Origin of the sequence: Streptomyces sp. NPDC058092 (assembly GCF_042884935.1) — a bacterium.
Classification (GTDB): Bacteria; Actinomycetota; Actinomycetes; order Streptomycetales; family Streptomycetaceae; genus Streptomyces.
In genome coordinates this window covers 391,684-418,656 of record NZ_JBHVSY010000002.1, presented here as the reverse complement: position 1 = coordinate 418,656, position 26,973 = coordinate 391,684, and the positions used below count along the sequence as shown (strand labels likewise).

General features: G+C 72.2%; 24 protein-coding genes. 10 read left to right on the top strand and 14 right to left on the bottom strand.

What is annotated here, in order from left to right; genetic code table 11:
• Positions 1–28: 28 nt before the first annotated feature.
• Positions 29–430 carry an RNA-binding S4 domain-containing protein gene (locus tag ACFVV1_RS05645; RefSeq protein ID WP_389984894.1) on the top strand — a complete coding sequence of 134 codons (402 nt, stop codon included), beginning with the start codon at positions 29–31 and terminating at the stop codon, positions 428–430.
• A 21-nt stretch (positions 431–451) separates the two neighbouring features.
• On the opposite strand, the gene ACFVV1_RS05640 is transcribed toward ACFVV1_RS05645, so the two are convergent.
• The 4 genes from ACFVV1_RS05640 to ACFVV1_RS05625 form a co-directional block, all read right to left on the bottom strand.
• On the bottom strand, positions 452–2,410 hold the full coding sequence (locus ACFVV1_RS05640) for an FUSC family protein (protein ID WP_389984891.1): 1,959 nt from the start codon (positions 2,408–2,410) through the stop codon (positions 452–454).
• A gap of 22 nt (positions 2,411–2,432) precedes the next feature.
• Positions 2,433–2,696, bottom strand: a complete 264-nt coding sequence (locus ACFVV1_RS05635) for a DUF2630 family protein (RefSeq protein WP_389984888.1) — start codon at positions 2,694–2,696, stop codon at positions 2,433–2,435.
• Positions 2,697–2,705: 9 nt separating this feature from the next.
• Positions 2,706–3,707, bottom strand: coding sequence for an NADP-dependent oxidoreductase (locus ACFVV1_RS05630; RefSeq protein ID WP_389984885.1), 1,002 nt, complete (start codon positions 3,705–3,707; stop codon positions 2,706–2,708).
• Between the two features lie 88 nt (positions 3,708–3,795).
• Positions 3,796–4,680: a hypothetical protein gene (locus ACFVV1_RS05625; RefSeq protein ID WP_389984882.1), complete on the bottom strand. Its 885-nt coding sequence runs from the start codon at positions 4,678–4,680 to the stop codon at positions 3,796–3,798.
• Between the two features lie 120 nt (positions 4,681–4,800).
• Here ACFVV1_RS05625 and ACFVV1_RS05620 point away from each other — a divergent pair, with 120 nt between their 5' ends.
• Positions 4,801–5,211 carry a hypothetical protein gene (locus tag ACFVV1_RS05620; RefSeq protein ID WP_389984879.1) on the top strand — a complete coding sequence of 137 codons (411 nt, stop codon included), beginning with the start codon at positions 4,801–4,803 and terminating at the stop codon, positions 5,209–5,211.
• 79 nt (positions 5,212–5,290) lie between these two features.
• Here ACFVV1_RS05620 and ACFVV1_RS05615 read toward each other — a convergent pair whose 3' ends face one another.
• The 3 genes from ACFVV1_RS05615 to ACFVV1_RS05605 all read right to left on the bottom strand — a co-directional run bounded on the left by ACFVV1_RS05615 (position 5,291) and on the right by ACFVV1_RS05605 (position 7,614).
• Positions 5,291–5,713 carry a universal stress protein gene (locus ACFVV1_RS05615; protein WP_389984876.1) on the bottom strand — a complete coding sequence of 141 codons (423 nt, stop codon included), beginning with the start codon at positions 5,711–5,713 and terminating at the stop codon, positions 5,291–5,293.
• A 132-nt stretch (positions 5,714–5,845) separates the two neighbouring features.
• Positions 5,846–6,499 carry an FMN reductase gene (locus ACFVV1_RS05610; RefSeq protein ID WP_389985168.1) on the bottom strand — a complete coding sequence of 218 codons (654 nt, stop codon included), beginning with the start codon at positions 6,497–6,499 and terminating at the stop codon, positions 5,846–5,848.
• Positions 6,500–6,522: 23 nt separating this feature from the next.
• A complete protein-coding gene (locus ACFVV1_RS05605) occupies positions 6,523–7,614 on the bottom strand; it encodes an LLM class flavin-dependent oxidoreductase (RefSeq protein ID WP_389984873.1) in 1,092 nt (363 codons plus the stop codon).
• A gap of 182 nt (positions 7,615–7,796) precedes the next feature.
• On the opposite strand from ACFVV1_RS05605, the gene ACFVV1_RS05600 reads away from it, so the two are divergent.
• The 4 genes from ACFVV1_RS05600 to trpS all read left to right on the top strand — a co-directional run bounded on the left by ACFVV1_RS05600 (position 7,797) and on the right by trpS (position 10,521).
• The gene (locus ACFVV1_RS05600) at positions 7,797–7,940 is read left to right on the top strand and encodes a DUF6126 family protein (RefSeq protein WP_389984870.1); all 144 of its coding nucleotides are present in this window, start codon (positions 7,797–7,799) and stop codon (positions 7,938–7,940) included.
• An 82-nt stretch (positions 7,941–8,022) separates the two neighbouring features.
• Entirely contained in the window at positions 8,023–8,730 is a 708-nt protein-coding gene (locus ACFVV1_RS05595) for a MarR family transcriptional regulator (RefSeq protein ID WP_389984867.1), read from the top strand.
• 120 nt (positions 8,731–8,850) lie between these two features.
• Positions 8,851–9,264 carry an ATP-binding protein gene (locus tag ACFVV1_RS05590; RefSeq protein WP_389984864.1) on the top strand — a complete coding sequence of 138 codons (414 nt, stop codon included), beginning with the start codon at positions 8,851–8,853 and terminating at the stop codon, positions 9,262–9,264.
• Between the two features lie 171 nt (positions 9,265–9,435).
• Positions 9,436–10,521 carry a tryptophan--tRNA ligase gene (gene trpS / locus ACFVV1_RS05585; RefSeq protein WP_389984862.1) on the top strand — a complete coding sequence of 362 codons (1,086 nt, stop codon included), beginning with the start codon at positions 9,436–9,438 and terminating at the stop codon, positions 10,519–10,521.
• Between the two features lie 114 nt (positions 10,522–10,635).
• Here trpS and ACFVV1_RS05580 read toward each other — a convergent pair whose 3' ends face one another.
• The 4 genes from ACFVV1_RS05580 to ACFVV1_RS05565 all read right to left on the bottom strand — a co-directional run bounded on the left by ACFVV1_RS05580 (position 10,636) and on the right by ACFVV1_RS05565 (position 20,790).
• A complete protein-coding gene (locus ACFVV1_RS05580; protein WP_389984860.1) occupies positions 10,636–12,621 on the bottom strand; it encodes a potassium channel family protein in 1,986 nt (661 codons plus the stop codon).
• A 30-nt stretch (positions 12,622–12,651) separates the two neighbouring features.
• Complete coding sequence (locus tag ACFVV1_RS05575; RefSeq protein WP_389984858.1) at positions 12,652–17,703, bottom strand: DNA repair ATPase; 5,052 nt, start codon at positions 17,701–17,703, stop codon at positions 12,652–12,654.
• Positions 17,704–17,870: 167 nt separating this feature from the next.
• Positions 17,871–19,991 carry a flotillin family protein gene (locus ACFVV1_RS05570; RefSeq protein ID WP_389984856.1) on the bottom strand — a complete coding sequence of 707 codons (2,121 nt, stop codon included), beginning with the start codon at positions 19,989–19,991 and terminating at the stop codon, positions 17,871–17,873.
• 118 nt (positions 19,992–20,109) lie between these two features.
• On the bottom strand, positions 20,110–20,790 hold the full coding sequence (locus ACFVV1_RS05565; protein ID WP_389984853.1) for a hypothetical protein: 681 nt from the start codon (positions 20,788–20,790) through the stop codon (positions 20,110–20,112).
• 303 nt (positions 20,791–21,093) lie between these two features.
• Here ACFVV1_RS05565 and ACFVV1_RS05560 point away from each other — a divergent pair, with 303 nt between their 5' ends.
• The gene (locus tag ACFVV1_RS05560) at positions 21,094–22,164 is read left to right on the top strand and encodes a PucR family transcriptional regulator (RefSeq protein ID WP_389984850.1); all 1,071 of its coding nucleotides are present in this window, start codon (positions 21,094–21,096) and stop codon (positions 22,162–22,164) included.
• Between the two features lie 179 nt (positions 22,165–22,343).
• Here the strand turns inward: ACFVV1_RS05560 and ACFVV1_RS05555 are convergent, their stop codons facing one another.
• On the bottom strand, positions 22,344–22,799 hold the full coding sequence (locus tag ACFVV1_RS05555) for a tellurite resistance TerB family protein (protein ID WP_093899464.1): 456 nt from the start codon (positions 22,797–22,799) through the stop codon (positions 22,344–22,346).
• 320 nt (positions 22,800–23,119) lie between these two features.
• Here ACFVV1_RS05555 and ACFVV1_RS05550 point away from each other — a divergent pair, with 320 nt between their 5' ends.
• Positions 23,120–23,536 (top strand): BlaI/MecI/CopY family transcriptional regulator, encoded by a 417-nt coding sequence (locus ACFVV1_RS05550; protein ID WP_389985165.1) that lies wholly within the window; start codon positions 23,120–23,122, stop codon positions 23,534–23,536.
• Between the two features lie 7 nt (positions 23,537–23,543).
• A complete protein-coding gene (locus ACFVV1_RS05545; protein ID WP_389984847.1) occupies positions 23,544–24,524 on the top strand; it encodes a M56 family metallopeptidase in 981 nt (326 codons plus the stop codon).
• A 36-nt stretch (positions 24,525–24,560) separates the two neighbouring features.
• Here ACFVV1_RS05545 and ACFVV1_RS05540 read toward each other — a convergent pair whose 3' ends face one another.
• Positions 24,561–25,823: a cation:proton antiporter gene (locus ACFVV1_RS05540; RefSeq protein ID WP_389984844.1), complete on the bottom strand. Its 1,263-nt coding sequence runs from the start codon at positions 25,821–25,823 to the stop codon at positions 24,561–24,563.
• 2 nt (positions 25,824–25,825) lie between these two features.
• Positions 25,826–26,296, bottom strand: coding sequence for a cation:proton antiporter regulatory subunit (locus ACFVV1_RS05535; protein WP_383752239.1), 471 nt, complete (start codon positions 26,294–26,296; stop codon positions 25,826–25,828).
• 193 nt (positions 26,297–26,489) lie between these two features.
• Here ACFVV1_RS05535 and ACFVV1_RS05530 point away from each other — a divergent pair, with 193 nt between their 5' ends.
• On the top strand, positions 26,490–26,885 hold the full coding sequence (locus ACFVV1_RS05530; protein WP_389984841.1) for a nitroreductase/quinone reductase family protein: 396 nt from the start codon (positions 26,490–26,492) through the stop codon (positions 26,883–26,885).
• The last annotated feature ends 88 nt before the right edge of the window (positions 26,886–26,973 follow it).

Genomic DNA, 26,973 nt, shown 5'->3' with positions numbered 1-26,973 from the left:
GGGCCCGCACCGCACTAGAGTCGGCTGCATGGTTTCCGGTGAGGCGCCGCAGGCGGAGGGCAGCGTTCGGGTCGACGTCTGGATCTGGTCGGTCCGGCTGACGAAGACCCGTTCGCAGGCCGCTGCCGCCTGCCGCGCGGGTCATGTGAAGGTCGCCGGCGAGCGGGCCAAGCCCGCCCAGGCGTTGCACGTCGGCGACGAGGTGCGGCTCCGGCACGCGGGCCGGGACCGGATCGTCGTCGTGTCGAAGCTGGTCAAGAAGAGGGTCGGCCCTCCAGTGGCGGCGGAGTGCTTCGCCGACAACAGCCCGCCCCCGCCGCCGCGCGAGGCGGCAATCCAGGTTCCGGTACGGGACCGGGGCGCGGGGCGTCCCACGAAGCGGGACCGGCGGGAGATGGAGCGCCTGCGGGGGGCCGGGCCCACCGCCTGACGAGGAGAGCGCGGGCTGCGGCTACGGCTGCGGTGACGCGATCGCCCGCGCCGCCGCCACCTCCTGGCGCAGCGGAGCCAGTACCCCCTCCTCGTCGCCCGGCAGTTCCGCGCGTACGCCGACCAGGGTCTCGCTGGCGCGTATCCCCTCGGCCAGTTCCCGCAGTTGCCGCTGGATCCCGGCCACTTCCGCGGCGGGCGGTTCCGGTGCTCCGTGGTCGACGCGGACCCGGGCCGCCGTCGTCGCGTCCACGATGCGTTCGACCGCGACGACCAGCGGCCACCAGGCAGCGGCCCGGGTGCCGACCGGCGGCGGTTCGGTCAGGGCGCGCTGGAACTCGGAACGTACGACGGACAGGTCGCGGTAGATGCGGCGCCGGGCCCTCACCCGTTCCGCCCGGTCGCCGGGGCCGCCCGGCTCGAACGCGTACGCCACGTAGTCGGCGATGTCCGTCACCGCGTCCGCGAGCCGGTGGCCGATCCGGACGTGCCAGCTCTCCGGCCACAGCAGGTAGCCCGCCACGAGCACGATGGCGCAGCCGATCAGGCTGTCCAGGAAGCGCGGCCAGACCAGGTGGAAACCCTGGTGGTTCAGCAGGTCGGACAGGAGCAGGATGACCGGGGTGATGGCCGCGGTCTGGAACGCGTACCCCTTCGCCGTGAACGCCGGGATCAGTGCCGCGAGCACCACCATCACCGGCACGTCCCACCAGCCGATCGGCACCGCGGCGAGGATCGGCGCGGCGATCACGAGACCGGCCGCGGTCCCCACCGAGCGCAGCACGGCCCGCGAGAACACCGAGCCGAAGTCCGGCTTCAGGACGAACGTGACGGTCAGCGCGACCCAGTAGGAGCGGGGCACCGGGATCAGCGAGGTCAGCGCCTGCGCCAGGCCGATGCAGAGGGCCAGGCGCAGCCCGTACCGCCATGAGGGCCCGGAGAGCAGCACGTCGCGTGCCGTCCGCCGGATCCGTACCCCGAGCGCGGCGGGGCGGCCGAGCCGGTCGTCGACGTTGTACGGGTCGGGGTCGGCCTTGTGGACGACGGCCGCCGCGTGCCGCAGCGCGCTGTCCACCGCCCGGGTGGCGGGTGAGTCCGGGGCGGGCAGGGTGAGTTCGGCGTCGCCGGTGCGGCTCTCCTCGACGGCGGCGGCGAGTTCGCGTACCGCCGCCGGGATCTCGTCCGGGAGCGGGCACCGCCGGACGTGTACCGCGGGCGCCGCCTCGACGAGCGGGATGACGACGTTGAGCTGGGCGAGCAGCCGCACCATGGCGTTGCTGCGGCCGTGGTAGCGGGCCCGGCGGGCCAGGATCAGGTCGTAGGACGTGTTGAGGGACTGGGTGACGGCCTGCCGCCGCTCCTCGTACGCGTCGGTGCCCGCGGCGGCAAGCAGGTCGGCGACCGCGAGGTAGGTGCCCGCGACCGCGACCCGTTCCGGCAGTTTGCGCCGCAGCGGCCACGCCAGCAGCGTCATGGTGAGGACGAACAGGCCGCCGACCGTCAGCAGCAGCGGCGCCACCCACCAGGGTTTCGGCATCGGGAGCCCCGCGCCGACCACCGCGTTGAGCAGGAGCAGCAGCCCGGACACGGAAGCGACGGCGCCGATCGTCGACATCATGCCGGAGACCAGAGCGACCAGGGTCAGCGCGGCGACGGCCGCCCAGCCGGTCCCGAACACCAGCGTGCCCAGCATGATGCCGAGCGCGCCGAAGAGCTGCGGTACGGCGATGTTGAGGATGCGCATCCGGTACGCGTCGGCGGTGTCGCCGATGACGCCGGAGAGCGCCCCCATGGAGACGAGCGCGCCGTACGCCGGCCGGTCCAGCGCGAAGCCGGCGGCCAGCGGGCCGGCCAGGGCGAGAGAGGCGCGGACGGCCGCGGCCCAGGGGACGGGCGTGGCCGGCTGGGGGCGGAGTCCGCTCAGCAGCCAGGGGGGCGGTGCGGCACGCCTGCGTCCGGCTCCGGCCTCCGTGTCGGTCAATGCGTCCCCCTGTGTGGTGCGTTCAGCCCTCGTAGCCCTCGACCTCGTCGGCCGGCCGTACCGTCGCCGCGGACGGGTCCTCGCCGAACTCCCTGAGGGCGCGGCGCTGTCGCAGCAGGTCCCAGCACTGGTCGAGCCGGATCTCCACCGTACGCAGGCGGGACATCTGGTCCTCGGTGAGGCCCGATTCCCCGGTGGATCGGTTGCGCAGGTCCCGTTCCTCGGCGATGAGTCCGCCGATGTTGTCGATGATGTCGTGTTCGATGTCGCGTTCCCGGTCGTCCATGGCGTCTCCTTACGGGTCTGCGCGCGTGGTCCGGGACCGGAGTGCGATGACGGTCTTGCCGCGTCCGCCGCCCGTCCGGTTCCGGTCGAGGGCCTGCGGGGCCTTCTCCAGCGGGAGTTCGATGTCGATGGGCACGCGCAGTACGCCTTCGGCGGCGCCCGCGGCCAGGACGTCGAGCAGGACCGGGCTGGGTTCGAGCCGGAAGTCGATGCCGGTCACGTCCGCGGGGAGCGCGGCTCCGGCGGCGACGCCCCGCGTGGTGAGGGCGATCCCGCCGGTGCGTACCAGCGCGGCACGGGCGGCGAAGGCTTCGGGGATCGTGGAGACCAGGTCGACCAGTGCGTCGACGCCGTCCGGGCAGCTCTCCCGTACCGCCGCTTCGAGGGGGCGTTCCGTGGTGTCGATCGTGACGGTGGCGCCCAGGGCCGCCATCCGCTGGTGTTCGTCGCCGCGCACGGCCGCGATCACGCGTACGTCGCGGGCCGAGGCGAGCTGGGTCAGACAACTGCCGACGCCGCCCGCCGCCCCGATGACCAGCAGGCTCTCGTGGCCGCGGAGCACCGCGCTCTCCAGGATCTGGGCGGCCGTCATCCCGGCGGACGGCAGGGCGGCCGCGGTACGGAGGGGGAGGCCGGCCGGGACGAAGGTGATGGCGGAGTCCTGCGGCACGGACACGTAGTCGCAGTAGGTGCCGGCGCGGGCCGTCGGCCCTCCGGCCCGGCCGAAGTCGTGGGCGTCGCCGATCCGGCCGAAGACCTGGTCGCCGACCCGGAAGCGGTTCGCGCCGCGGCCGATCATGTCCACCCGGCCCGCGAAGTCCACGCCGACGACCAGCGGGAACACGCGCCGGGCGGGTCCGGCGTCCGGGGAGCCCTGGGCGGCCTGCCAGTCGCACGGGTTGAGTGCGGCGTACTCGATCCTGACCCGTACCTCCCCGGCTTCCGGCTCGGGCTTGGGCAGCTCGACCAGTGCGGGGTCGGCCCCGAACGCGCTGACGGCTATCGCTCGCATACGGAAGACCTCTCAGTCGCCCCGATCCGGCAGTCACGAGAACCACTCTTCCCCGGCGCGCCCGCCGCCGCACGTCGAACCGGGCCCGCTACACAACCGTCCGCCGCCGGGCCGCCCACCACCTCCCGAGCACCGCGCACACCGCCACCGCCAGCCCCGCCCCGAACACGATCCACGCCGTCGTGCGCAGGGAGCTCGTGAGCGCGTCGTACACCGCCGCCGCAGCGCCCGTCTCGCTGGTGGGCACCTCGGCGAGCACCCGGTCGCGGGCGACCGCGATCACCGCACGCAGCACGAGCGCCCCCAGCGCGAAACCGGCCCCGGCCACCGCCGTGGCGAAGAGCGCGGCGCGCCCGGAGCGCCCGCGCCCCGGCCCGCCGCGCACCCAGGCCACGAGCACCGTCAGGACGGCGAACACGACCGTGCCCACGGCGGGCCGGACGCCGGCGGCGCGCAGCCACCGGAAGGTCTGGCGCAGCTGGCCGGCGCGGTCGGCGGAGATGAGCGTGATGTCGGTGTGCTGGACCGGAATCCGGTCGGCGAACGGCACCCCGTTCCCCTCCAGGTTCTGTTTGACCTGTTGGGTGATGGGTGCCAGGTCGATGGTCACGGCCTCGCCGGTGTTGCCGTTCAGCGCGGCGCTGACGGCCTCGTGGGCGGTGCGGTTGGCGGCGTTCCACGCGGCCCGGAAGGCGTCCGTGGTGGTGAAGGACATGACCGCCTGGTGCAGGAAGTCCCGCACGGTGCTCTGGAGCGGACCGGCGTCGACCTGCTGCATCGTCGCGTCGGTGATGAGGTCGCCGACGGTGCCTTGCACGTCCGGGTCGGAGGCGAGCGGGGCGACCGCGGCGACGTAGCGGTCCGTGTTGTCGATCTCCAGATCCGCCCAGGCGGAGAGCGCGCTCAGCGGGACGAGCACAGCGAGCAGCACCAGTACCACCGCCGTCGGAGCCGCCGAGATGTACGTCCGCATCCCTCCAGGGAATCCCGTACGGAGCCGGTGCGCCCCGGGCCGTACGCCATCCGAGTTGCCGGGTGGTGCGGCCGGGTGTGCTCTGGAGGGACAAAGGGGCGACGGAAGGAGTTCTCCGCCATGGCCACACATGCAGCGATACCGACACGCGGACGGCCCCGAAGACGGTCACGTACACGTCAGCACAGCGCGCGCGCCTGGGCCGTTCCCGTCACGCTGGGTGCGGCGTACGGCCTCTACGCGTCGTTCGTCCTCCGCAACAACGGCGCGAGCGGCGGCCGGCAGTTCTGGTACGGCCTGATCACCGCGGTGGTGCTCGCTGTCCTGTGCTTCGCGCTGGGCCGGATCCAGCACACCCTGCTGCCCCTGGTGCGGGCGGCGGCGTACGGCGCGCTGACGGCCGCGGCGATCGGCCTGCTGGTCGGGGTGACCGGTTCGAGCGTGCTGCGGTCCTCGGCGCTGGGACTGGCGGTCGGCCTCGGGATGTTCATCACGACGTTCTACATCTTCTACACCCACGAGCGGACGTGAGCGCGCCTCCCGTGACATGAGGACGGGCCCGCGCTCGGCGCGGGCCCGTCCTCATGTCCTCCCCTGTGCCCGGTCGTGCTCAGTCGCGTACGACCGTCACCGGGCACGGTGCGTGCTGGGTGACATGGAGGCTGACCGAGCCGAGCAGCGTCGCCTTGAAGCCGCTGTAGCCGCGCGCCCCGACGACCAGCAGGTTCGCGCCCTTGGCGCGTTCCAGCAGGGACTGCGCCGGGTTGCCGATGACCACGACCTTGCTGACCTCGGCCGCGCCCTCGGCGCCCAGGGCCTCCTCCAGTGCCTCGGTGAGGGACACGGTCGCCACGGCCTGCGGGTCGAAGTCCTCCGGCATGCCCGGCATCATGGACGCCCAGCTCGTCGCGGGGTACTCCCAGCTGTTGACGGCCTCCACCTTGTCGCCGGTCAGTTCCGCCTGGCGTACGGCCCAGTGCAGTGCCTTGATCGACGACTCGGAGCCGTCAACGCCCACCACGATCCTGCCCATCTCTGCCTCCAGCTCGTTTCGGCTCAGTGCGCAGAGGCGTCGTGCGAGAAAACCCCGCACGACGCATCTTTCGATCCAACTCTAATCAAACCGGACAGGGCTTCGAGCGGCGGGGCCACTCGGGCGGGCCACTCAGTCGAGCCGCAGATCGGCGAGCTGCTGCTCGAACGGCACGACCTCGTCGTCGAGCCCGAGCGCCCTCGACGCCCCGGAGACCGCCCGGCCGCCCGCGATCATGGCCGCGAGCTCACCGCCCGCGCGCCGGATGCGGGACGGCAGGCCGTCGGTGTACTCGTCACCGGACGAGCCCCAGTCCTCCGAGGCCGCGTACACGGAGGTCGGTACGACGGTGGCCCGCAGGTAGGCGAAGAGCGGGCGCATCGCGTGTTCCAGGACGAGCGAGTGGCGGGCGGTGCCGCCCGTCGCCGCGATGACGACGGGCTTGCCGGTCAGCGCCGTGTTGTCGATCAGGTCGAAGAACGACTTGAACAGTCCGCTGTACGAGGCGGTGAAGACGGGCGAGACGGCGATCAGTCCGTCCGCCTCCGCCACCTCCTTGATCGCCCTTTCCAGGGCGCTCGGCGGGAATCCGGTCACCAGGTGGTTGGCGATGTCGACGGCCAGGTCGCGCAGCTCGATCACGTGGACCTCGACCGTGCGGTCCTGTTCGGCCAGCAGGCGTTCGCGGGCGGCGCCGGCCAGCCGTTCGGCCAGCAGCCGGGTCGAGGAGGGGCTGCTGAGCCCGGCCGATACGGCGACGATCCGCAGGGGCTCGGTGGCGAACACGGTGGACGTGGTGGACACGGCGATCAGACCTCCTTCGTGGCCGTACGGGCGGCGGCGACGGCCGGGTGCACGGGGGCGGAGTCCGGGACTCCGGCCGGCCGCAGGTTGGCGAACTCCTTGCGCAGCACCGGGACGACCTCCTCGCCGAGGATGTCGAGTTGCTCCAGGACCGTCTTCAGCGGCAGTCCCGCGTGGTCCATCAGGAACAGCTGGCGCTGGTAGTCGCCGACGGCATCCCGGAAGGACAGGGTCCGCTCGATGACCTCCTGCGGGGAGCCGACGGTCAGCGGGGTCTGCCGGGAGAAGTCCTCCAGGGAGGGCCCGTGCCCGTAGACCGGCGCGTTGTCGAAGTACGGGCGGAATTCCCGTACCGCGTCCTGCGAGTTCTTCCGCATGAACACCTGGCCACCGAGGCCGACGATGGCCTGCTCGGCGGTGCCGTGCCCGTAGTGCGCGTACCGCTGCCGGTAGAGGTCGACCATCTTCTTGGTGTGCTCGATGGGCCAGAAGATGTTGTTGTGGAAGAAGCCGTCGCCGTAGTACGCGGCCTGCTCGGCGATCTCCGGGGAACGGATCGAGCCGTGCCAGACGAACGGCGGGACGCCGTCCAGGGGGCGGGGGGTCGCGGTGAAGGACTGGAGCGGCGTACGGAACTTGCCCTCCCAGTCGACGACGTCCTCGCGCCACAGCTTGTGCAGCAGGGCGTAGTTCTCGATGGCGAGCGGGATGCCCTGGCGGATGTCCTTGCCGAACCACGGGTAGACCGGGCCGGTGTTGCCGCGCCCCATCATCAGGTCGACGCGGCCGTCCGCGAGGTGCTGGAGCGTCGCGTAGTCCTCGGCGATCTTCACCGGGTCGTTGGTGGTGATCAGCGTCGTGGACGTGGACAGGGTGATGCGGTCGGTGCGGGCGGCGATGTAGCCGAGCGTGGTCGTCGGGGAGGACGGGACGAACGGCGGGTTGTGGTGCTCGCCGGTCGCGAAGACGTCCAGGCCGACCTCCTCCGCCTTCTGCGCGAGCGCGATGGTGGCCTTGATCCGCTCGTGCTCGCTCGGTGTCCTGCCGGTCGTCGGGTCGGTGGTGACGTCTCCGACGGTGAAGATCCCGAACTCCATGGCGCCCGCCTCCAGGTTGGTTGAACCTTGAACTATCTTTCGCATCCTACAACGGGGCACCCCCCTGACCTATTCCGCCGAGGTGGGGCGGGTGGGAGCCGTGCGTACCCTGGACCGGGTTTCGAGGCGACGCGGAGGGCCGCAGGCGTCCGCGCGTGCCCCTGCCGGACGGAGGCTGGGTTGTGAGCGGGAGCAGCGGCGGCGGCAGCGAGCGCTGGAAGGAGCGCGGCGTGGCGCTGCGCGTCTTCGTGCACGTCTTCGCCACGCACCTCTTCGCGGGCTTCGTCTGGATCCTTTTCTACGTGGGCGAGCACGCCAAGAAGTGAGCCGGGCGGGGGCGGCGGTCGTCCCGGCCGGGCTTCGGCGCGAGCACTCCGGGGGTCGTTGTTCAACGTGACACTCGGGGGTGTGTTCGTCACGTTGAAAAGCGACCGCGTCGTGGTTCAGCTGTTGCGCCGGGGGTGCACGGAGGGGCATAGGTCTTCGGACGCAGGAGGCCGTACGCCCGGACCAGGACTGTGTGCCGATGCAGGCGAGGGGGCCGCGTGCCAGTCCGATCATGGCCATCGCCACCAGCGCGACCAGCATGGTCATGACGGTGAAATTGCGGTCGCGGAAGAGCGTGAACGGCACCAGCGGCTCCTGGTCCTGCTTGCCGCGCTGGTTCAGCAGGAAGCCCGCGACGAGCCCGGCTCCGGCGGCCAGCAGCGCCCAGATACCGGGGCCCCAGTGGTAGTGCTCGCCCTCCTGGAGGCCGCCGTCCGGTCCGTCCTGATCGCGGTGAGCGACATTGCCGCTCATCCGGACAGTGCCGTCGGCGAGATCGCCGCACGCACCGGCCTGCCGCAGAGTCAGGTGTCCACCGCCGTCGCTCGCCTCAAGGAGACGGGCGCGATCACGACAGCACCCGACCCCGCGGACCGTCGCCGCCTCTTGGTCCGACAGTCCCCCGGCCTCTCGGACCGGGTGGCGCAGGTCCGGGCGACCACGATCGACGACGCACTCGCCAAGGCGCTCGGTGCCGACGATCCGAAGCGGATTCAGGAAGTCGCCGATGCCCTTGCCGTACTCGCCCGACACCTGACTCCGCAGGCGCTGGCCAACCTGCGCCCGTAGGTGGGCGAGGAGTGGTCGGGCCGAGAACCGGTTTCGGCGGGAGCGGCGGCGGGTGTGGTGGCCGGCTCAGCAGGGTGTCGAGGCGGGGCCGAGCCTCGTTCTCGGCGGGGCGGTGGGCCGATGAGCGAGGCGGCCGACCGCACCGTCGTGCTCCGCTGGAGCCGGCATCCGCGTTGTGTATCGCTGGCCCGGGCGGAACTGCGCACCGCACTCGCGGGCTGGGGGCTCTGCGCCCTTGAGGAGTCGGCGGTACTCGTGCTCTCCGAGCTGCTGACCCATGCGGGGCAGCACGCCCGGGTCTCGCCGGGGCGGGAGATCGAGACCCGGTTCCGGCCGATGGCCGACGGGGTGCGGATCGAGGTTCACGATGCCTCGGACGTACCGCCCGATGTGCACGCGCCGGAGCCCGGCGCGTGCGGCGGGCGGGGGCTGGTCCTGGTGAGCGCGCCGGCGGACCGTTGGGGGTACGGCGCGCGGGGCGGGCCGGGAAAAGTCGTGTGGGCGGAGTTCGCCTCCGTTAGACTCGCCCCATGACCTCCGTACCGTGCCGAAACTGGTGGCGCTCCTCCTAGGAGCGGCCGCCTGATCTGCACGGAACCAGGGCCGTTCGATATGGACGGCCCTTTTTTCTGCCCTCGTACGGGTACGGAAGCCGATCCCGGCGGGCCGTCCTCCACGCAACCAGCACCCGCGAGGAGAGCCCCCATGACTACTACTGCCACAGTCGCCACCCCCGCCGCAGACACCGTCGATGTCGCCGCGTCCGCCCGGCGTCACAGTGCCGAGCTGGAGCGGCTGATTCAGCAGACCCCCGGCCGGTTCCGGGTGATGACCGGAGACCGGCCCACCGGGCCGCTCCACCTCGGGCACTACTTCGGCACCCTCCACAACCGCGTCCGGCTCCAGGACCTCGGCGTCGATGTCTTCGTGATCATCGCCGACTACCAGGTACTGACGGACCGGGATCTCGCCGAGCGGCTCTCCGAGCACATGGAGGGGATGCTGTTGGACTACCTGGCCGTCGGGATCGACCCGGAGCGCTCGACGATCTTCAACCACAGCGCCGTTCCCGCGCTGAATCAGCTGATGCTGCCCTTCCTCAGCCTTGTCTCCGTCGCAGAGCTGAACCGCAACCCCACCGTCAAGGACGAGATCGCGCACTCCCGGCAGGCGGCCGTCAGCGGGCTGATGTTCACGTATCCCGTGCACCAGGCCGCCGACATCCTGTTCTGCAAGGGCAACCTCGTCCCCGTAGGGCAGGACCAGTTGCCGCACCTCGAAGTGACGCGGACCGTCGCGCGGCGCTTCGACGAGCGGTACGGCCCGGTGTTCCCCGAGCCGGACGCGCTGCTCTCCGCCGCGCCCATGCTCCTCGGCACCGACGGCACGAAGATGAGCAAGAGCCGGGGCAACTCCATCGCGCTGGGCGCCACCGCCGACGAGACGGCGCGACTGATCAAGGGCGCGAAGACGGATGCCGAGCGGCGCATCACGTACGAGCCGGAGACCCGGCCCGGGGTGTCCTCGCTCGTGCTGCTGGCGGCGCTCTGTCTGGACCGCGATCCGCATGCCGTGGCCGAGGAGATCGGTGGCGGGGGCGCCGCCGCGCTCAAGCGGACGGTGACCGATGCCGTCAACAGCCGATTCGCGCCCATCCGGGCCCGGCGGGCGGAGTACGCGCGGGATCTGGCGTACGTACGCTCGGTGCTCCGGGCCGGCAACGAGCGCGCCAATGAGATCGCCGAGGCGACGCTGGACGAGGTGCGGGGGGTGATGGGCGGCGTGTTGTAGGCCCGGCACCCGGTCGGAACGCGGTCGTCCGGGCGCCCCGTGCCGCCACCTCCAGGATCGGTGCCGCTGCGGGCCGGCACCCGGATGTCGCGGGCCCGCCGGGCGCCCGAGAGCTCAGCGGTGCGTCACCGAGCCCCGCCTGCGCAGCAGTTCGGCCAGGCCCCGGCGGGTCGCGGCGATCACCACGCGGTCCTCGGGGCGCAGTACGTAGCCGGGGTGCAGGTCCCAGACCAGGCCGGACGGGCTGTCCGGGGAGAGCGGGGCCAGGTCCGGGCGGCGGTCGCCGGGCGGGGTGGCGTCCAGGGCGAGGACCCGCCAGGCGCCCGCCCGGAACGCCTGCTCCACCGTGTGGCCCTCCAACTGCCGGTGGCCCGCCACCTCGACCGCCGCGAACAGCATCACCTTGCGCTCGACCGGGATCGCGCCCAGGATCTGGCGGCCCATCATGGCGACCGCGAAGGCCGGGGCGGCCAGGTGGGAGACGGAACGGGAGCGGGTCACGGCCTGGGGGTGGGCGGTGCGCAGGGTGCGGTAGACGGCGGTGGCGAACTCGTCGTCGAACAGGCGCAGTGCCACGCGCAGGTCGGGCTTGACCGAGCGGGCGTAGAGGGCCGCCTCCAGGTTGGTGGTGTCGACGCTGGTCAGGGCGAGGAGGGCGCGGGAGCGCTGGATCTTCGCCGCTTCCAGGACGCCTTCCTGGGTGACATCGCCGAGGACCACCGGTACGTGCAGCCGGCGGGCGACCGGGATGCCGCGCGCGTCCGGGTCGTCCTCCACGCATACCACCGGTATGCCGAGTTCACGCAGCCGGACGAGGACCCGGGTACCGATCTTGCCGAGGCCGAGCAGCACCACATGGCCGGACAGGCCGCGTGGCGGGCGGCGCAGGGAGGAGGCCGTGCGGAGCGAGCCGAAGGCTTCCAGGACACCCGCGACCAGGAGCGGGAGCAGCATCAGGCCGGCTACACCCGAGAGGATTTGGATGATTTGGCGAGCCGTCTTGTCGCCGATCGCCGGGTCGCCCATCGCGAAGAGGTCGAGCAGAGTCAGGTAGGTGGCGTGCAGGGGGTCGTCGCCGGTGGTGAGCGTGGAGGCGATGGCGAGGCCCAGCACGGCCAGGCCGACGCCCAGCGCCGACCAGCGCAGCCGTCGCGAGAAGACCTGGCCGAGCGGTGCGCCCCGGCCGCCCATCCGGGGCGGCGGGCCGGGCGGGCCGGCCTGGCTGACCGCTTCCAGGACGATCGTGCCGCGGCCCGTCGCCGCCGCCACCTGCCGTTCGTCGGGCAGCAGCCGGGGGCCCTCGTCGCCGCTGCTGTCGGAGCCCTCGGTGCCCGCCGGGTCATGGGTGGTGGAGGAGAGCAGCGCGAGGGTGCACAGGCCGGGGTCGGCGATCTGGCCGCCCCCGGGCGGGGTGCGTTCGGCGGCGCGCAGCAGCAGGCCCTCCGCCTGGATGACCTTGCTGGAGCCGGTGAGGACGGTGGCCGCGAGGGCGGGGGCCGCCGTGTCGGCGTCGGAGAGGACGGTGGTGGAGGCGTCCAGGGCGGCCCGGTCCAGGCCGGGGGTGGCGACGGCGGCGGCCTGGTCGAGCAGCGTCTCCAGGTGCTGGCCCAGCTTGCGGTTGTAGAGCCGGATGACCAGCCGGAGGCGGGGGTTGAGGCGGCGGGCGGTCAGCGCGGCGCGGATGTTGCGCTCGTCGTCGTCGTACACCAGGGCCAGCGCGGCGGCCGAGGCGACGCCCGCCTCCTCGAACGCCTCGTCGGAGGGCTCCGGCGCCTCCAGGATGCGGACCGCCTCGACCCCGGCGTTGGTGTCGTCGCCGAGCGAGTCGGCGCCGCCGCCTCCGCCGTTGCCGCCGTTGCGGTTCATCGCCGAGGACATGCGACCGAACAGTGCTGACGCCAACCCACGTCCGGTCAGCGGCAGTTCGGGGCGGCGGGCGTCGCGTCCGGGCGGTAGTACGAGGGTTACCCGCTCCCCGTACACGTAGCGCAGTTCGACGGCGAGCCGCCGGGCCAGCGCGTCGTCGCCGCAGACGACCATGTGTCCGCTGAACGGGAAACGTTGGGGCTGCTGGGGAAGTGGGGGCACGTGACTCAGCATGCCTTGTTCCTCTCCCGTATATCTGGCGGGTCAGTGATCTTCTGACGGTCCGGCGGGCAGCAGTCCGGCGGACGGGGGTGCCGCGTGCCGGGCCTGCGGGTTGGTGAGCAGATGGCGCGGGTCCGCGACCCGGACGATCGCCGACTCGACCGCCGCGATCCGGTCCGCGAGCAGCCCCAGCGCCGCGACCGCCCGCGTCACGGGGTCGCCGTCCGGGCCGCCGAGCGTCTGCGTACGGACGTAGGAGGCGCTGATCGCGGACCAGCGCGCGGACTGTTCGGCGGTGAGACGGCCGCGCAGCGCGGCGAGTTTCAGCAGGTTGGACTCCGCGCCGGTGGTCAGCGTCTGGGCCTCGCCCGCGTAGTGGTCGTCGATGACGTCGGACAGCTCCGCCTCGTTCATCACCGGCACGATCCGCTCGGCGATCTTGTTCATGTTGCGGTACGAGCCCTGGAGCCGGAACGGGGGCTCGGTGCGCGTCGCGTCCGTCTGCGCGGCGGAGGCGATGTACGCGGCGTTCACGGCGAGCACCGTGTCCCGGGCCCGCAGCAGATGGCGCAGGACCGCGACGATCCGGTCCACCTCGGCGGGCGCGTACGGATGGTCGAGCCGGTCCGCGCCCGCTGCGCGGTCCGTGCCGGAGGCGAGCCGTACGAACAGGGTGAGATCGTCGCGGGAACGCCCGGCGAGCGGCGCCAGCACCGGGTTGGCGGTCAGCGCGTTCTCGATGAAGCTCAGCGCGAAGACGTCCTCGCGGCCGCTCAGCACCTCGCCGAGATTCCAGACGTCGGCCCGGTTCGCGAGCATGTCGGGGACACGGAACCGGGCCCCGGACTCGGTGTACGGATTGCCCGCCATGCACACCGCGAACCGCTTGCCCCGCAGGTCGTAGCTGCGGGGTTCGCCGTCCCGGACGCCCTCGATCCGGCGGGTGGCGTCGCAGAGCGGGATGAACTTCTGGAGCAGTTCCGGCGAGGTGTGCTGGATGTCGTCGAGGTAGAGGAGCGTGTTGTTGCCCGACTCCAGAGCGAAGTTGATCTTCTCGATCTCCTGGCGGGCGGTCGCGGTGCGCGCCTGTGCCGGATCCAGGGAGGTCACGTCGTGGCCGAGGTTCGGTCCGCTGATCTTGACGAGGACCAGGCCGAGCCGGTCGGCGACGTACTCCATGAGCGTCGTCTTGCCGTAGCCGGGCGGCGACACGAGCAGCAGCAGGCCCTGCGAGTCGGTGCGCCGGTCGGCGTCGGCGGTGCCGATCTGTTTGGCGAGGCTGTCGCCGATCAGTGGCAGATACACCTCGTCCAGGAGCCGGTTGCGGACGAACGCCGACATGACGCGCGGCCGGTGGTCGTCCAGCCGCAGCCGGGCCCGCTCGGTGGTGACGAGCGAGGTGCGCAGGCGCTGGTAGGCGCGGAAGCCGGGAACGGCAGTGGTACGGAACTCGGCGGTGCGGGCGAGGAGTTCGTCGAGGCGGACGGTGAGCCGGCCCCGGTCGATGCGCGGGTGGGTGCCGAGCAACCCGTCCACGGTGGCGGTGAGCGGTGCCTCGCACTCGTACCGCGCGAGCACCGGCTCCGGGCAGAGCTCCACGGCGACGGCCTCCGCCAGATCACCCGCGTCGGTCTCCGTGCCGCTCGCGGCGGCGTACGAGGCGAGCCAGCCCTCGACCAGCTGGCGCCGGGCGGGGAGGTCGTCGCGGAAAGCGGCGAGGTCCTCGTCGTACGCCGAGGAGCCCGTCGCACGACGGAACTTGTCCAGGAACTCCACGACGGCGGCGCTCGTGACGAATCCGGCGGGGCCTCTCGTCAGCTCCTCGAAGAGATACGCGGCGACGGCCCGGGAATCGTCGGGCCGGGAGGCGTCGGAGCGGAAGGGCCGAGATTCTCGTCCCCCGGAGTCCCCGCCCCGGGAGCCGTCGGCCCGGATGACGTCCGCCCACTCCTCCTGAAGGGCCGCGATGGCCGGAGAGAGGCCGAACGTCTCGCGGGCGCGGGCCAGCGAGAGGGCCCGCCGGGTCCAGGAGGTGCGCCGGGCCTCGTCCGTCCCGTACGCCCAGAAGAGCTGCGCCGCCGCTCGTACGGCGGGCGGGCAGCGCAGCAGTCCGGCGCCGGAGTGCAGCGCGAGCAGGGTGGTGAGGATCGCGGTGGCGTCCTCGTCGTGGACCCCGCGCTGGTAGCCCTCGTCGTACGCGGATGCCGCCGCCTCCCGTACCAGTGCGGCCAGTTCGCCGGCGTCCAGGGCGGCGAGCGTGTCGGTGCCGTGCTCGTCCAGGAGCCGGGCGGCCAGGTGCTCGGCCCGGCAGACGTGCGGGGACTCGGAGGGCAGCGTCCGGTCCCAGTACGGGCGGGTCGCCTCGAACTCCGGGTCGGTGACCGGCGCCCGGTAGTCCGTGCCGGTGAGGGCGAACGCCAGCCGGTCCCCGTGCGGGACGAGCGTCAGGTCGAAGGGCTGGGTGTTCACGGCGAACCGGTGCCGGCCGAGGCGGATCGTGGCACCGCCGTCCGCGTACAGCTCACTGCGGTCACGGAGTGCTCGCCCGGCCTCCTGCCGGGCGGCCAGCAGCTGCCCGTCCAGCTCCTCGGCGCGCACCGGGTCGCCGAGTTCGCGCAGCTCCTCGGCGGTGCGGCGGACCTTGGCGACCATCGGGTCGGAGGCGAAGTACGTGTGGACGGCGTCCAGGTCGGGCAGGGCGGCCAGCCGCCGGGAGACCGTCTCCAGGACCCGGGCCGCCGAATCCGCCAGCCGCTGCGCCCGTCGGGCGCGGGCGTCCTGCAAGGTCTGCTTGCGGGCCGAGAACGCCTCGTACACCTCCGTGCGCCGCTCGGCCAGCTCGGCGAGGAAGTCGTCGAACTCCGCGAACCGTGACTCCAGGTTCTCCAACTGGAGCAGCAGCCGCGCCAGTTGCTCGTCACAGGCGTCCGGGGTGTCCGCCGCGGCCAGCGCTCCCGTGACGGCCTGCCCGAGCAGCGCGAACTCGGCCGCGAACTCGGCGCGGCCCTCGTGGTCCAGGAGCTCGCGGCGGCGCGCGTCGAGCGTGGCGCGGGCCCGGTTGACCCCGCCGAGCACCTCGGCGATCCGCTCCAGGATCGACGTGCGCACCGTCGCGTCACCGATGTCGAGCCCGGCGACGACATCCGTGACGGTGCCGAGGCCCTCCGTCATCTCCGTCAGCCGGTCGCCGAGCACCGTCGCGTCCACGACGCCGGTGAGCGCGGACGCCTCGGCGGTGAGGCGGGCGATGTCCTCGTGGTAGCCGGCGAACGCGTCGTCGCGGCCGAGGAACGCGACGGCGCGCCGGCCGGCCGTTTCGATGTCCTCGGCCGTGGCGGCGGTGAGTTCGGCGATCCGCTCGGTGTCCGCGTACCGCATCTCGGCCAGCGTCGCCAGATGGCCGTGTGCGCGGCGCAGTTCGGTGAGCCGGTCGACCCAGGCGGCGGCCGAGCGCGGGGCCTCGCCCCGGATGCGGCGGACGAGTGTGGTGAGCCGGTCGGCCGTCTCGGTGAGTGCGTCGGCGGCCTGCCGGGTCAGCTCCCGCACCGTCTCGAACTCGCCGAGGACCTGCTGCGCGGTGTCCCGCAGCTCCGCCAACGGGTCGGCGAGTGCGCCGAGTCCGGGCTCGGTCAGCCAGTGGTAGCGGTCACGGGCGCGGGTGCAGTCCGCTACGAGCCGCGCGTACACGGCGGCGGTCGGGGTCGTCTCGGCGGCGCTGTGCGCGAGCGCGAGGCAGTCGGAGATGCCGCGCACCAGGTCGGCGTTGCCGACCCGGGCGAGGGGGCCGCTCCCGGCGGGGCGGGAGGCGGCGTAGGTGTCGGAGACGTACGGGGTCTGCCAGCGCTGCAACGGGTGGACGCGGGCCGGTTCGTCGCCCGTGGTGCCGGCCCGCAGGAGGACGAGCGTGCCGGTGTCCAGCAGGGCGTGGCCGCGGCCCTGGAGGGGAGTGGCGACCTCCTGCCGGATCAGGTTGTAGGGCAGGAGCAGGCTGCGGCCGTCGTCGGGGGAACGGAAGACGTAGAGGACGTCCTCGCCGTTCGGGGAGCGGACCGCGCCCTCGAAGACCGGGTCGGTGAGCGGTTCGGCGATGTCGAAGGTCTTGGCGGTGCCGGTGGTGAGGTAGTAGCCGCCGGGGAAGATGATCCCCTGGTCCTCCGGGAGCCGGTGGCAGGCGGGCCCGATGAGGTCCAGGCGCAGGACCGTGCCGAGCAGCGAGTTGAAGACCAGATACCGCCAGGACTCCTCGTTGTACGGGCGGACCCGGAGCAGGACCAGCGGGCCGATCACGGCATGCTCGACGTCCGCGTCGGCAAGGGACTGGAGGGGTTCGGCGACCGGCTCCTCGTAGATCCCGTCGGGGGTGTCGGTGTCGTCGACCGTCTTGACGGTGAGGGTGCCGCCCAGCGTGTCGACGAAGAGGACGGCGCCCGTGCCGTCGCCGTCGCCGCCCACCGCGATGTGCGGGTGCCGGCCGAGGACGTGGGACTCGCGGCCCGCGACGGTCCAGCTGAAGTCGTGCGACGGCGGGAAGACGTGGTCCCGGTCGCCGCGCGCGTCGAGGAACGCGCCGGGCGAACCGTCCGGGCCGAGCGCCCAGCGCAGCACCCGGATGCCGTCGGCGCTCTCCCCGGTACGGAAGACGGCGAGCAGCCTGCCGTCCACCCGGCGCAGCCGCAGGAGGCGGGCGTCGCGGTAGTAGCGGTGCAGGGCGGTGAATTCGCGTACGAAGGCCTCGTCGTCGAGCAGGCCGCCCTCGCCTGCGGGCAGCTCCTCCAACTCGGGTCCGTACAGGGCGAGTACGTCGCCCACCCCGGCCAGGTCCGCCGCCCCCGGGCCCCGTTCGAACCCGAACAGCAGCCGGCCGCCGACGGCCACCAGGTCGCGGGGTACGGATGCCTGCTCGGTACGGATCTGCTCGGCGCCGGTCAGCCGGAGCTCGGTCGAGCCGAACTCCTCGGTGCGCCGCGCGTTGAGCGCCTCGGCGCGGCTCACGAGTTCGGCCGCCCGGTCGTTCAGCCGGCGCCGCAGCACGTCGTACGTCCCCGCGTCCACGGGGCCGCCGGCGGCCGGTGCGGTCGTGGTGTCGGTTTCCATACGTACGGCTCTCCCTACGAGGTGTGTGGTGTGGGCCACTTCAGCCCGTCCGGCGATTGAGGACGGACGGTTCGCCGGAGCAGGCCTGACTCACGGAACGGTCCGGCAGAATCAAGCCCGTCCGGCGATTGAGGACAAAGCGGCCACCGGACGGGCTCGGGTTGGCCCTACGCGACCGGCGACCCGTTCCGCGAGGCGGGTACCTCGGAGACGTCCGCACCCGTCATCGCGGACACCGGCACGTCCGCCAGACCCAACTCCCGTGCCGCGGCCAGCAGCTGCTGCACCTGGCCCGGCGCGACCCCGGCCCCCGGCGCCCGCATCATCCGCATGAGCAGCGCGGACACCGTCAGGTTCTGCACGTCCCCCGTCGACACCGACCCCAGCACCCGCGTCAGATCGTCCGTGAACGACGACGTGCCGTTCAGCCACGGCCCCGCGAGCGCCTTCGCCGTGTCCGAGTTCTCGACGAACCCGTCGAGGCTCTTGCCCATCGAGATGGACGAGACGAGCCGGTCGAAGAAGACCGACTCCCCGCCGACGATGTCGATGTCGGCGTTCTCCAGCCCCGCGGCCAGCACCGTCGCCTGCGCCTCGGCGACCTGCCGCTGCACATCGAGCCCGGCCAGCCGGATCTCCTTCTCCGCGGCGAGCCGCAGCCGGTACTCCTCGTGCCCGCGCGAGGCGTCGTCCAGCGCCGCCATCGCGGCGGCCTTCTCGGTGAGCCCCGCCGCCTCGGCCTTCAGCTTCTCGCCGATCATCGCCGCGTCGGCCGTGGCCTGGGCCTGCGTACCCTCCGCCGCGGCGAGCGCCTTGAGCCTGGACCCCTCCGCCTCGGCCTTGAGCCGGGCGGACGCGGCCTCGGCCTCGGCGAGACCGGTCTTCTCGATGACGTCGGCCTCCGCGTCACGCACCTGGACCTCCGCGAGGCCGGGCGCCGCGGACTCCGCCTGGATGCCCTCGGCCAGCCGCAGCTTGGCCTGTGCGTCCAGGTCCGCGGTCTTCAGCCGGGCCTCGGCGAGCGTCAGCTGCTCGGCGGCCAGGTGGGTCGCCGCCGCCTCGGCGGCCTCCGCGGCCTTGATGTCCTTGACCAGCTTCTCCTGGGCCTCCGCCTCGGCGGCGATGATGACCGACCTGCGGGTGCGCTCCGACTCCTCCACGGCCCGCAGCGTCTTGATGGACTCCTCCTGCTCCGCGACCGTACGGTCCACGGCGATCCGCTCCCGGATCACATCGGCGACCTCTCGGCGCTCGGCCTCGACCTCCTTCGTCGCGGCGATCCGGTCGAGTTCGGTCTGCCGCTCGCGCCCGATGACCTCGATCAGCCGGTCCTTCTCGATGCGCTCGTTCTCCACGGCGATGACCCGCTCGCGGTTCTTCTGCGCGACGGCGATCTCCCGGGCCTGGTTCTCGCGCTGGATGCCGAGCTGCTCCTCGGTGCGGATGAACGCGGTCTGGGCGCCGAGCCGTTCCTCCTCCTGGACCCGGGCGGTCGCGGACTCCTCGCGGGCCCGCAGCGTCTCGACCTCGCGGCGCTGCTTGATCTCGGCCTCGGCCTGCCGGCGCTCCAGTTCCAGAATGGTCTCCCGGGCGTCGACGTTCTGCCGGGTGATCTCCTTCTGCTCGGTGCGCTGGTACTCGTTGGTGCGGACGTGCTCGATCGCGGTCAGCTCGGTGATCTTGCGAATGCCCTGCGCGTCGAGGATGTTGGCGCCGTCGAGCTGCGTCATGGGCGTCTGCTCAAGGAAGTCGATCGCCGCGTCGTCGAGGTGGTAGCCGTTCAGGTCCGTGCCGATGACCCGGATGATCCGGTCCCGGAACTCCTCGCGCTTGGTGTACAGATCGACGAAGTCCAGCTGCTTGCCGACGGTCTTGAGCGCCTCGGCGAACTTCGCGGCGAAGAACTCCTGGATCGCCACCTTGTCGCTGGCCCGCCCCGTACCGATGGACTGGGCGACCTTGATGACGTCCTCGACGGTCTTGTTGACCCGGACGAAGAAGGTGATGTGGATGTCGGCGCGGATGTTGTCCTGGCAGATCAGGCCCTCGCGCCCGGTGCGGCGGATCTCGATGGTCTTCACCGAGATGTCCATGTACTCGGCCTTGTGCAGCACCGGCAGGACGACGGCCCCGGTGAAGGTGACATCGACCTTCTTGGTCTTGGAGATGATCAGTGCCTTGCCCTGTTCCACCTTGCGGAAGAGCCGGCTGATGACGAGGAGCAGGGCGACGGCGATGAGCAGGACGACGGCTACGAGCACACCGAAGCCCAGGGTGATGGCATCCATGGCAGTCCTTGGCAGCTGGTGAGAGGAAGGTGAAGAGGCGGGTGGGTCCGCCGGAAGGTTTCGGCGCGGCGGTTCCGGTGGGACGGTTCCGGCGCGGTGGCGGTGGCGGGCGGCCAGGTCAGCCGGAGCGTGGTGGTCCCGGATCCAGCGCCCTGTCGTACGGCGAGACCCAGAAGAACTCGCCCTCGTCGTCGTACGCGTACAGAAGCCCGGCACTGCCCGAGGTGAGTGCGGTGAGTTCCGCACCGTCCGCGCTGTCCGCGCCGTCCGCGGCATCCGCGCCGTCCGCGGCATTCGCCGGGCGAAGCAGTCTGACCTGGACGATCGCGGTGGAACCGTCGGCCGCCGCGACCTCGGCCTGGCCGAAGTCGGAACTGACGGAGCCGGTACGGATCGTGCAGATCCGGCCGAGGAAGTCCTGCCGCGACGGAGGTGGCTCCTCCGGAAAGCGCCGGCGCATCAGGCGCACCAGCACCCGCATCACGGCCCAGGCGATCAGCAGTGCCCCGGCGAGCACGGCGCAGGCGAGGCCGGCGCGGGTGAGGCCGGTGACACCGCTGCGGTGCAGCAGGACCGTACCGGTCAGGCTCGTGAACCAGCCGACGACGACCATCACGGACACCGTGACGGTGACCGGCACTCCGCCGACCCCCGCCATGCCGGTGCCGAGATCCCCGTCGAAGGAATGGTGGTCGGCGGCACCGACCAGTACGAGAAGCCAGAAGAAGACGACCACGGCCAGCGCGGCGCCGAACAGGACGGCCGGAAAGGCGGTTCCCGCGTTCAGGAACTCCTGCATCGGCCCACCCCCTGTCTGTTCATGCGGGCGATCTTCGTGCGGGGGCCGTTCATGGGCTGTCCGGTGGTGGGTGGCTCCGGTGCTGCGGCACCGCGATGCGCGGTGCCGCAGCAGCCAGATCTCCCCCGTACCCCCGTACCCCCCGTGTTCCCCCGTGTGGTGCTGACCGGATCGTCTCAGTCGGGGCCGTCCGTCGCACTGCCGGAATCCGGCAATCTTTATAGGCCCTTGATGCCGGGCACCGGCATTAGCCCGTATGCGTTGAGTGGGTGTCGATGTCGTGCCAGGACTTGAGGAGTGCGCGTGCCGGAGCCGGAGATTCCCGACGAGTATGTGGGGGACTATGCCCGCATCCTGGCCGATGTAGCCGCCACCGGCCGCCGGTTGACCCGGGACGAGCTGGAGGCGCGCCGGCTGCTGGGCCGGGAGGCCGCCGAGGCCGGATTCCAATTGCGCGCCCTGGTCGGCCTCCATCTCGCGGCGACCCGTACCGCCTGGCCGCGCACGGCCTCCGCCGATGCCGCGTCCACCGACTGCGTGCTGGCCGCGGTCGAGCAGGCCGTCGACGCCTTCGCCGAGGGCTTCGAGCGGGCCCAGCGGCTCACCGTGCGGCGCGAGGAGGCGGCGCGGCGCGAGTTCATCGACGATCTGCTGTACGGGCGCAGCGACCTGGGGCGGCTCGCCGAGCGGGCCACCCGGTTCGGGCTGCGGCTCTCGCGCGCCCACGCGGTCGCGGTGGCGACGGGCCCGGAGACGTACACGGAGACGGACTCCGTGCCGCGCACGGTCGAGGCGGCGCTGCTCGCGCGATTCGGCGGCCGGAAGATCCTGATCACGACGAAGGACGGGCGGCTGGTCTGCATCGCCCCCGCCAGCCAGCCCGATGTCCTGCGGTATTTCGCCAAGCAGTCGCACGCGGCGACGGACGGCGGCCGGGTCGCGGTCGGCCGCTCTCACCATGGCCCCGGGGGCGTGGTCCACTCGTACGACGAGGCGCTCGAAGCGCTCGATTTCGGGGAACGGATGGATCTGGACGAGCCGGTGCTGTACGCCGCCGACCTGCTCGTCTATCCGGTACTGACCCGGGACCGGCAGGCGATGGCCGATCTGGTGCGCAGTCAGCTGGGCCCGCTCCAGCGGGCCCGCGGCGGTGCCGAGCCCCTCCTGAAAACGCTCACGGTCTACTTCGACGCGGGCTGTGTCGCCGCGGAGACGGCGCGCCGGCTGTCGCTGAGCGTGCGGGCGCTGACCTACCGGCTGGAGCGGATCCACCAGCTGACCGGCGCCGACCCGTCCGACCCGATGCACCGCTACACGCTGCAGACGGCGGTCATCGGCGCCCGGCTGCTGGACTGGCCGGCCAAAGAGGTGTGACAGCGGACAGGTTTCAGGAGTCCGGGGGCCCGGAAGAAAGTGGCCGGAGGTGCGCATCGGGGGAGTAGCGCACCTCCGGCCTGCCGGGCGCGGACCGGTGGTCAGTCGGTCCGCGGTCTCCCGGCGGTATGGGGGCGAGGCGGGGATCCGCCGGCCGGCCCGCCCGGCAGGGGCGAGACCTACAGGTCGAACTCGTGCGGCGGAAGGTCGAGCGCGAAACACGCCTCCCGAACGACGGCCTGCTCCGACTTGTCGAAGTCGCCGTCGGCACCGCCGATCACGATGCCGATCTGGATGACGGCACGCGCCTCGGCGGGCTTCTTCTTCGCCTTGCCGATCTCCTGGAGCACGCTGACCTTGCCGAAGGCGAAGTCGGCGGTGAGCTTGTTCACGTAGTCGTTGAAGCGGCGCTGCAGATCGTCCGCCGGGAAGTTCTGCAGGACCTCGTTGGAGGCGATCAGCGAGGCGACGCGCTGGCGTTCGGACGGGTCGATGGAACCGTCGGCGGCGGCGACCAGGGCGCACATGGCCATGCTCGCGTCGCGGAACGCCCCGCTCTTCAGGTCGTTCTTCTTTGCTTCCAGCTGCGACTGCATCGACGAAGCGGATTCCTTGATCCGATCCCACAGTGCCATGTCGTCGTCTCCATACGTTGCGTTGCGTTGTGTTGCCGGAATGAGAACCAACTCTACAGACGTGTAGAAGTTAGCAGGATGGGTGCCTGCTGTGTCCCGGAAACAGCAGTAAGTAGGATGCTGCGACGCCGCGGCTGACGCGGTATCGCAGAAGGGCGGATCAGATGGACTCGGCCAGGCCCGGCCACCCACCGGAGAACGAACCGCCCCACGAAGAAGTGCCCGGCCCGGTACGCCCCGATCAGGCACGCACCGATCCGGTACGCACCGACCGCGTACGCCCCGACACCCGGCGGCTTCGCAGGCGCGGGCAGGGCGAACTGGAGGCCCAGGTCCTCGCCGTACTGCACTCGGCGAACGGCCCGGCGACCGCCGGCTGGGTGCAGGAACACCTCGACGGCGACCTCGCGTACACCACCGTCATCACGATCCTCTCCCGCCTCTACGCGAAGAACGCCGTGACCCGGTCGCGCGAGGGCCGCTCCTACACCTGGACGTCCGCCTCCGACGAGGCCGGTCTCGCGGCCCTGCGGATGCGGCGCGTACTGGACGGCGAACGGGACCGGGACGCCGTGCTCGCCCACTTCATCTCGGCCCTCTCCCCCGGCGACGAGGAACGGCTGCGCGCGCTCCTGGCGCGGGCGGCGGCACCGGACGACCCCGGTGAGCCGGCCGGCCCGGGCGGCCTGCGCGATCCGTCCGATCCGGGCAACTCCCCCGACCCGGAAGGCCGATAGCGGTCCGATGGGTGTCTTCGTCTGTCTGCCGCTCGTGCTCCCGCTGACCGCGCTGCCGGTCGCGCGCCTCGCCGAACAGCATCTGCACCCGCGCAGCGCGACCCTGCTGCTCACCGTCGTCGGCACGCTCCTCGCCCTGTGCAGCACGCTGTGCCTGGCCCTGCTGATGGTGGTCGGCACGGCCCAGCTCCCGGGCAATCCGCTGCCGGACAGCTGGTCGGACCCGGAGGTACGGGAAGCGGTGCCGTACGAGGTGAAGGCGGGCATCGTCGCGATCGGGGCGCTGGCGGCGGTGCTCGGGGCGTGCGGGTGGACGGTGTACCGCCATGTACGGCTGCGCGTCCGGGCCGGCCGCGCCCTGTCCGCCGCCCCCTCCGTCACCGAGGGCGACGTCGCCGTACTCCCGGACCCGGAGCCGTACGCCTACGCACTGCCCGGAAAACCGGGCCGGGTCGTCGTCTCGACCGCGATGACCGAATGTCTGGACGCCCGTGAGCGCCGGGCCCTGATCGCCCACGAGCGGGCCCACCTGGCCGCCCGTCACCACCGCTACCTGCTGGCCGTCCAACTCGCGGCGCGCGCCAACCCGTTCCTGCTGCCGTTGCGTACGGCGGTGGCGTTCAGCACCGAGCGGTGGGCGGACGAGGAGGCCGCGCGGGCGGTCGGCGACCGGCGGGTGGTGGCCATCGCGGTCGGCAAGGCGGCGCTCTTCTCGCACCGGGCGCCGGACGCCTCGGTCGGCTTCGCGGCCTTCGCCGCCTCCACCTCCGCTCCCGCCCCGGCCTCCGCATCCGCTGCGGGCCCCGTACCGCGCCGGGTGGCGGCGCTGCTCGCCCCCGTTCCGTCGGCGCGGCTGTGGCCCCCGTCGTCCGCCCATGCCGCCCTGGCGGCGCTCGTCGCGACAGCGGGCACGGCGGGCTCGGCGCTGTCGTCGCTCAACGCGACGGTGACGCTCGTGCAGATCCTGCACGCGGCGACCCCGCTGTGAGCCGCACGAAGCAGCCGGGCGCCGCCACGGTTCGGCTCAGTCGGCCGAGGAGGCGAACTCCTCCTGCGCGGCGGGCGCCGGACGGCCCGCGGGAACGCTGTCGCCTTCCGTACCGCCGCCTCCTGTTCCGCTGCCGCCGTCCCGGCCCCGCCACGCCTGGATCCTGGCCACGACCGGCTGGGTCCAGCGGGCGGTGAGCGGTCCGACGATGACGAGGATGAGGACGTACGCGGTGGCGATGGGCCCGATACGCGGCTCGGTCGCCACGGCCAGACCGGCGATGACGATGGAGAACTCACCGCGGGCGACGAGCGTTCCACCGGCCCGCCACCGCCCGCGCGAACCGATCCCGGCCCGCCGGGCCGCGTACCATCCGGTGCCGATCTTGGTGAGGACGGTGACGACGGCCAGCAGCGCCGCCGGAAGCAGCACCGGCGGAATCTCGGACGGATCGGTGGAGAGTCCGAAGAACACGAAGAAGACGGCGGCGAACAGATCCCGCAGCGGCGTCAGCAGCTTGCGTGCCCCCTCGGCGACCTCGCCCGAGAGCGCGATCCCGACCAGGAACGCCCCGACGGCCGCCGAGACCTGCAACTCCTGTGCCACACCGGCCACCAGCACCGTCAGCCCGAGCACCACCAGGAGGAGCATCTCCGGATTGTCGGAGGACACGGCCCGGCTGATCAGCCGCCCGTGCCGCAGTGCCAGATAGAGCACGAACCCGACGGTGCCGAGCGCGACGAGCAGCGCGATGCTGCCCCCGGCGAAGCCCACGCCCGCGAGCATCGCGGTGAGCAACGGCAGATACACGGCCATCGACAGGTCCTCGATGACCAGCACACCGAGGATGACGGGCGTCTCCCGGTTTCCCAGCCGACCCAGGTCGGTGAGCACCTTCGCGATGACCCCGGACGACGAGATCCAGGTGACCCCGGCCAGTGCGACGGCTCCCACGGGCCCCCACCCGAGCAGCAGCGCGGCCACCGCCCCCGGGGTCGCGTTGAGCACGAAGTCCACGGCGCCGGAGGGGTATTGGGTCTTGAGACTGGTCACCAGTTCCGATGCGCTGTACTCCAGACCGAGCAGGAGCAGCAGCAGAATGACCCCGATCTCGGCGCCCACGGCGGTGAATTCCTCACTGGCGCCGAGCGGCAGGAGCCCGCCCTCCCCGAAGGCGAGCCCCGCCAGCAGATAGAGCGGAATCGGCGAGAGCCCTACCCGCCCGGCGAACCGCCCGATGATGCCCAGGCCCAGAATGACGGAGCCGAGCTCCACCAGCAGTGCGGTCGTGTCGTGCACGGTCAGCCCTCCGCAATGATCTCGGAGAGCGCGTCGACGCCCTCCCTCGTACCGACGACGACGAGCGTGTCCCCGATGGCCAGCCGGAAGTCCGGCCCGGGTGACGGATGCGCGCTGTGCGTCCGCAGCACGGCCACGATCGAGGCCCCCGTCCGCGTCCGCGCCTTCGTGTCCCCGAGCAGCCGCCCGCCGTACGGGGAGCGCGTCCCGAGCGGTATGTGCTCCGTGACGAGATCGATGCCCTCGGTCCGTACGGCGTCGATGGGCGCGGCGTCGATGAGGTGTGCGAGACCGGTGGCCTCCTGTGGTGTCAGGGGCACCGACAGGCGGCACGAATCGGGATCGTCCTGGTCGTAGAAGCCGATGAACCGCCGCCCGTCGTGGTGGACGACGACGGAGATGTGCTGTCCCGACTCGGTCGTGTAGTCGTACTGCACACCGACTCCGGGCAGCGTGGTGCGGTGGGTTCCCATGGCTTCCTCCCGAGTGGTGCGGCGGCGTGGCGACGCACTTGGTGATCTCTTTAGCTGCGCATTACCTTATCCGGAGGGTCCCGCCGCTCCTGCCGCACGGCGCGGAGCGGGGCCCACGGCTACACTCGCCCGGGCCGGACGGCGGCCGAGGCCGCCGTCCGGACGACCGCAGCAGTCGGCGAAAGGGCCGAGAATGTCGCGTAGCCGAGAGCTCAAGTTCCGGGTGGTCACGTCGTTCCAGCGGCATGTCGCCAACCCGCTCACCAGACGGTTGCGTTCCCAGACCCTCCTGGAGACGACGGGCCGCACGTCCGGCCTCCCGCGCCGCACCCCGGTCGGCGGCCGGCGCGTGGGCCAGGCGTTCTGGCTGGTCTCGGAGTACGGCGAGAAGTCGCAGTACGTCCGCAACATCCAGGCCGACCCCCGGGTCCGGGTCCGGATCAAGGGCCGGTGGTACCCGGGCACCGCCCACCTGCTCCCCGAGGACGACGCGCGCGCCCGGCTCAAGGCGCTCCCGCGTTACAACAGCGCGGCGGTGCGGGCCCTGGGGACGAACCTGCTGACGGTGCGGGTGGATCTGACGGAGTGACGCCGGGGCGGCGGCCGCCACGAGCCCGGACATGCCCGGGACATGCTCGTACCCGGGACGTACGCGGGCCCCGGACATGCGCGTGCCC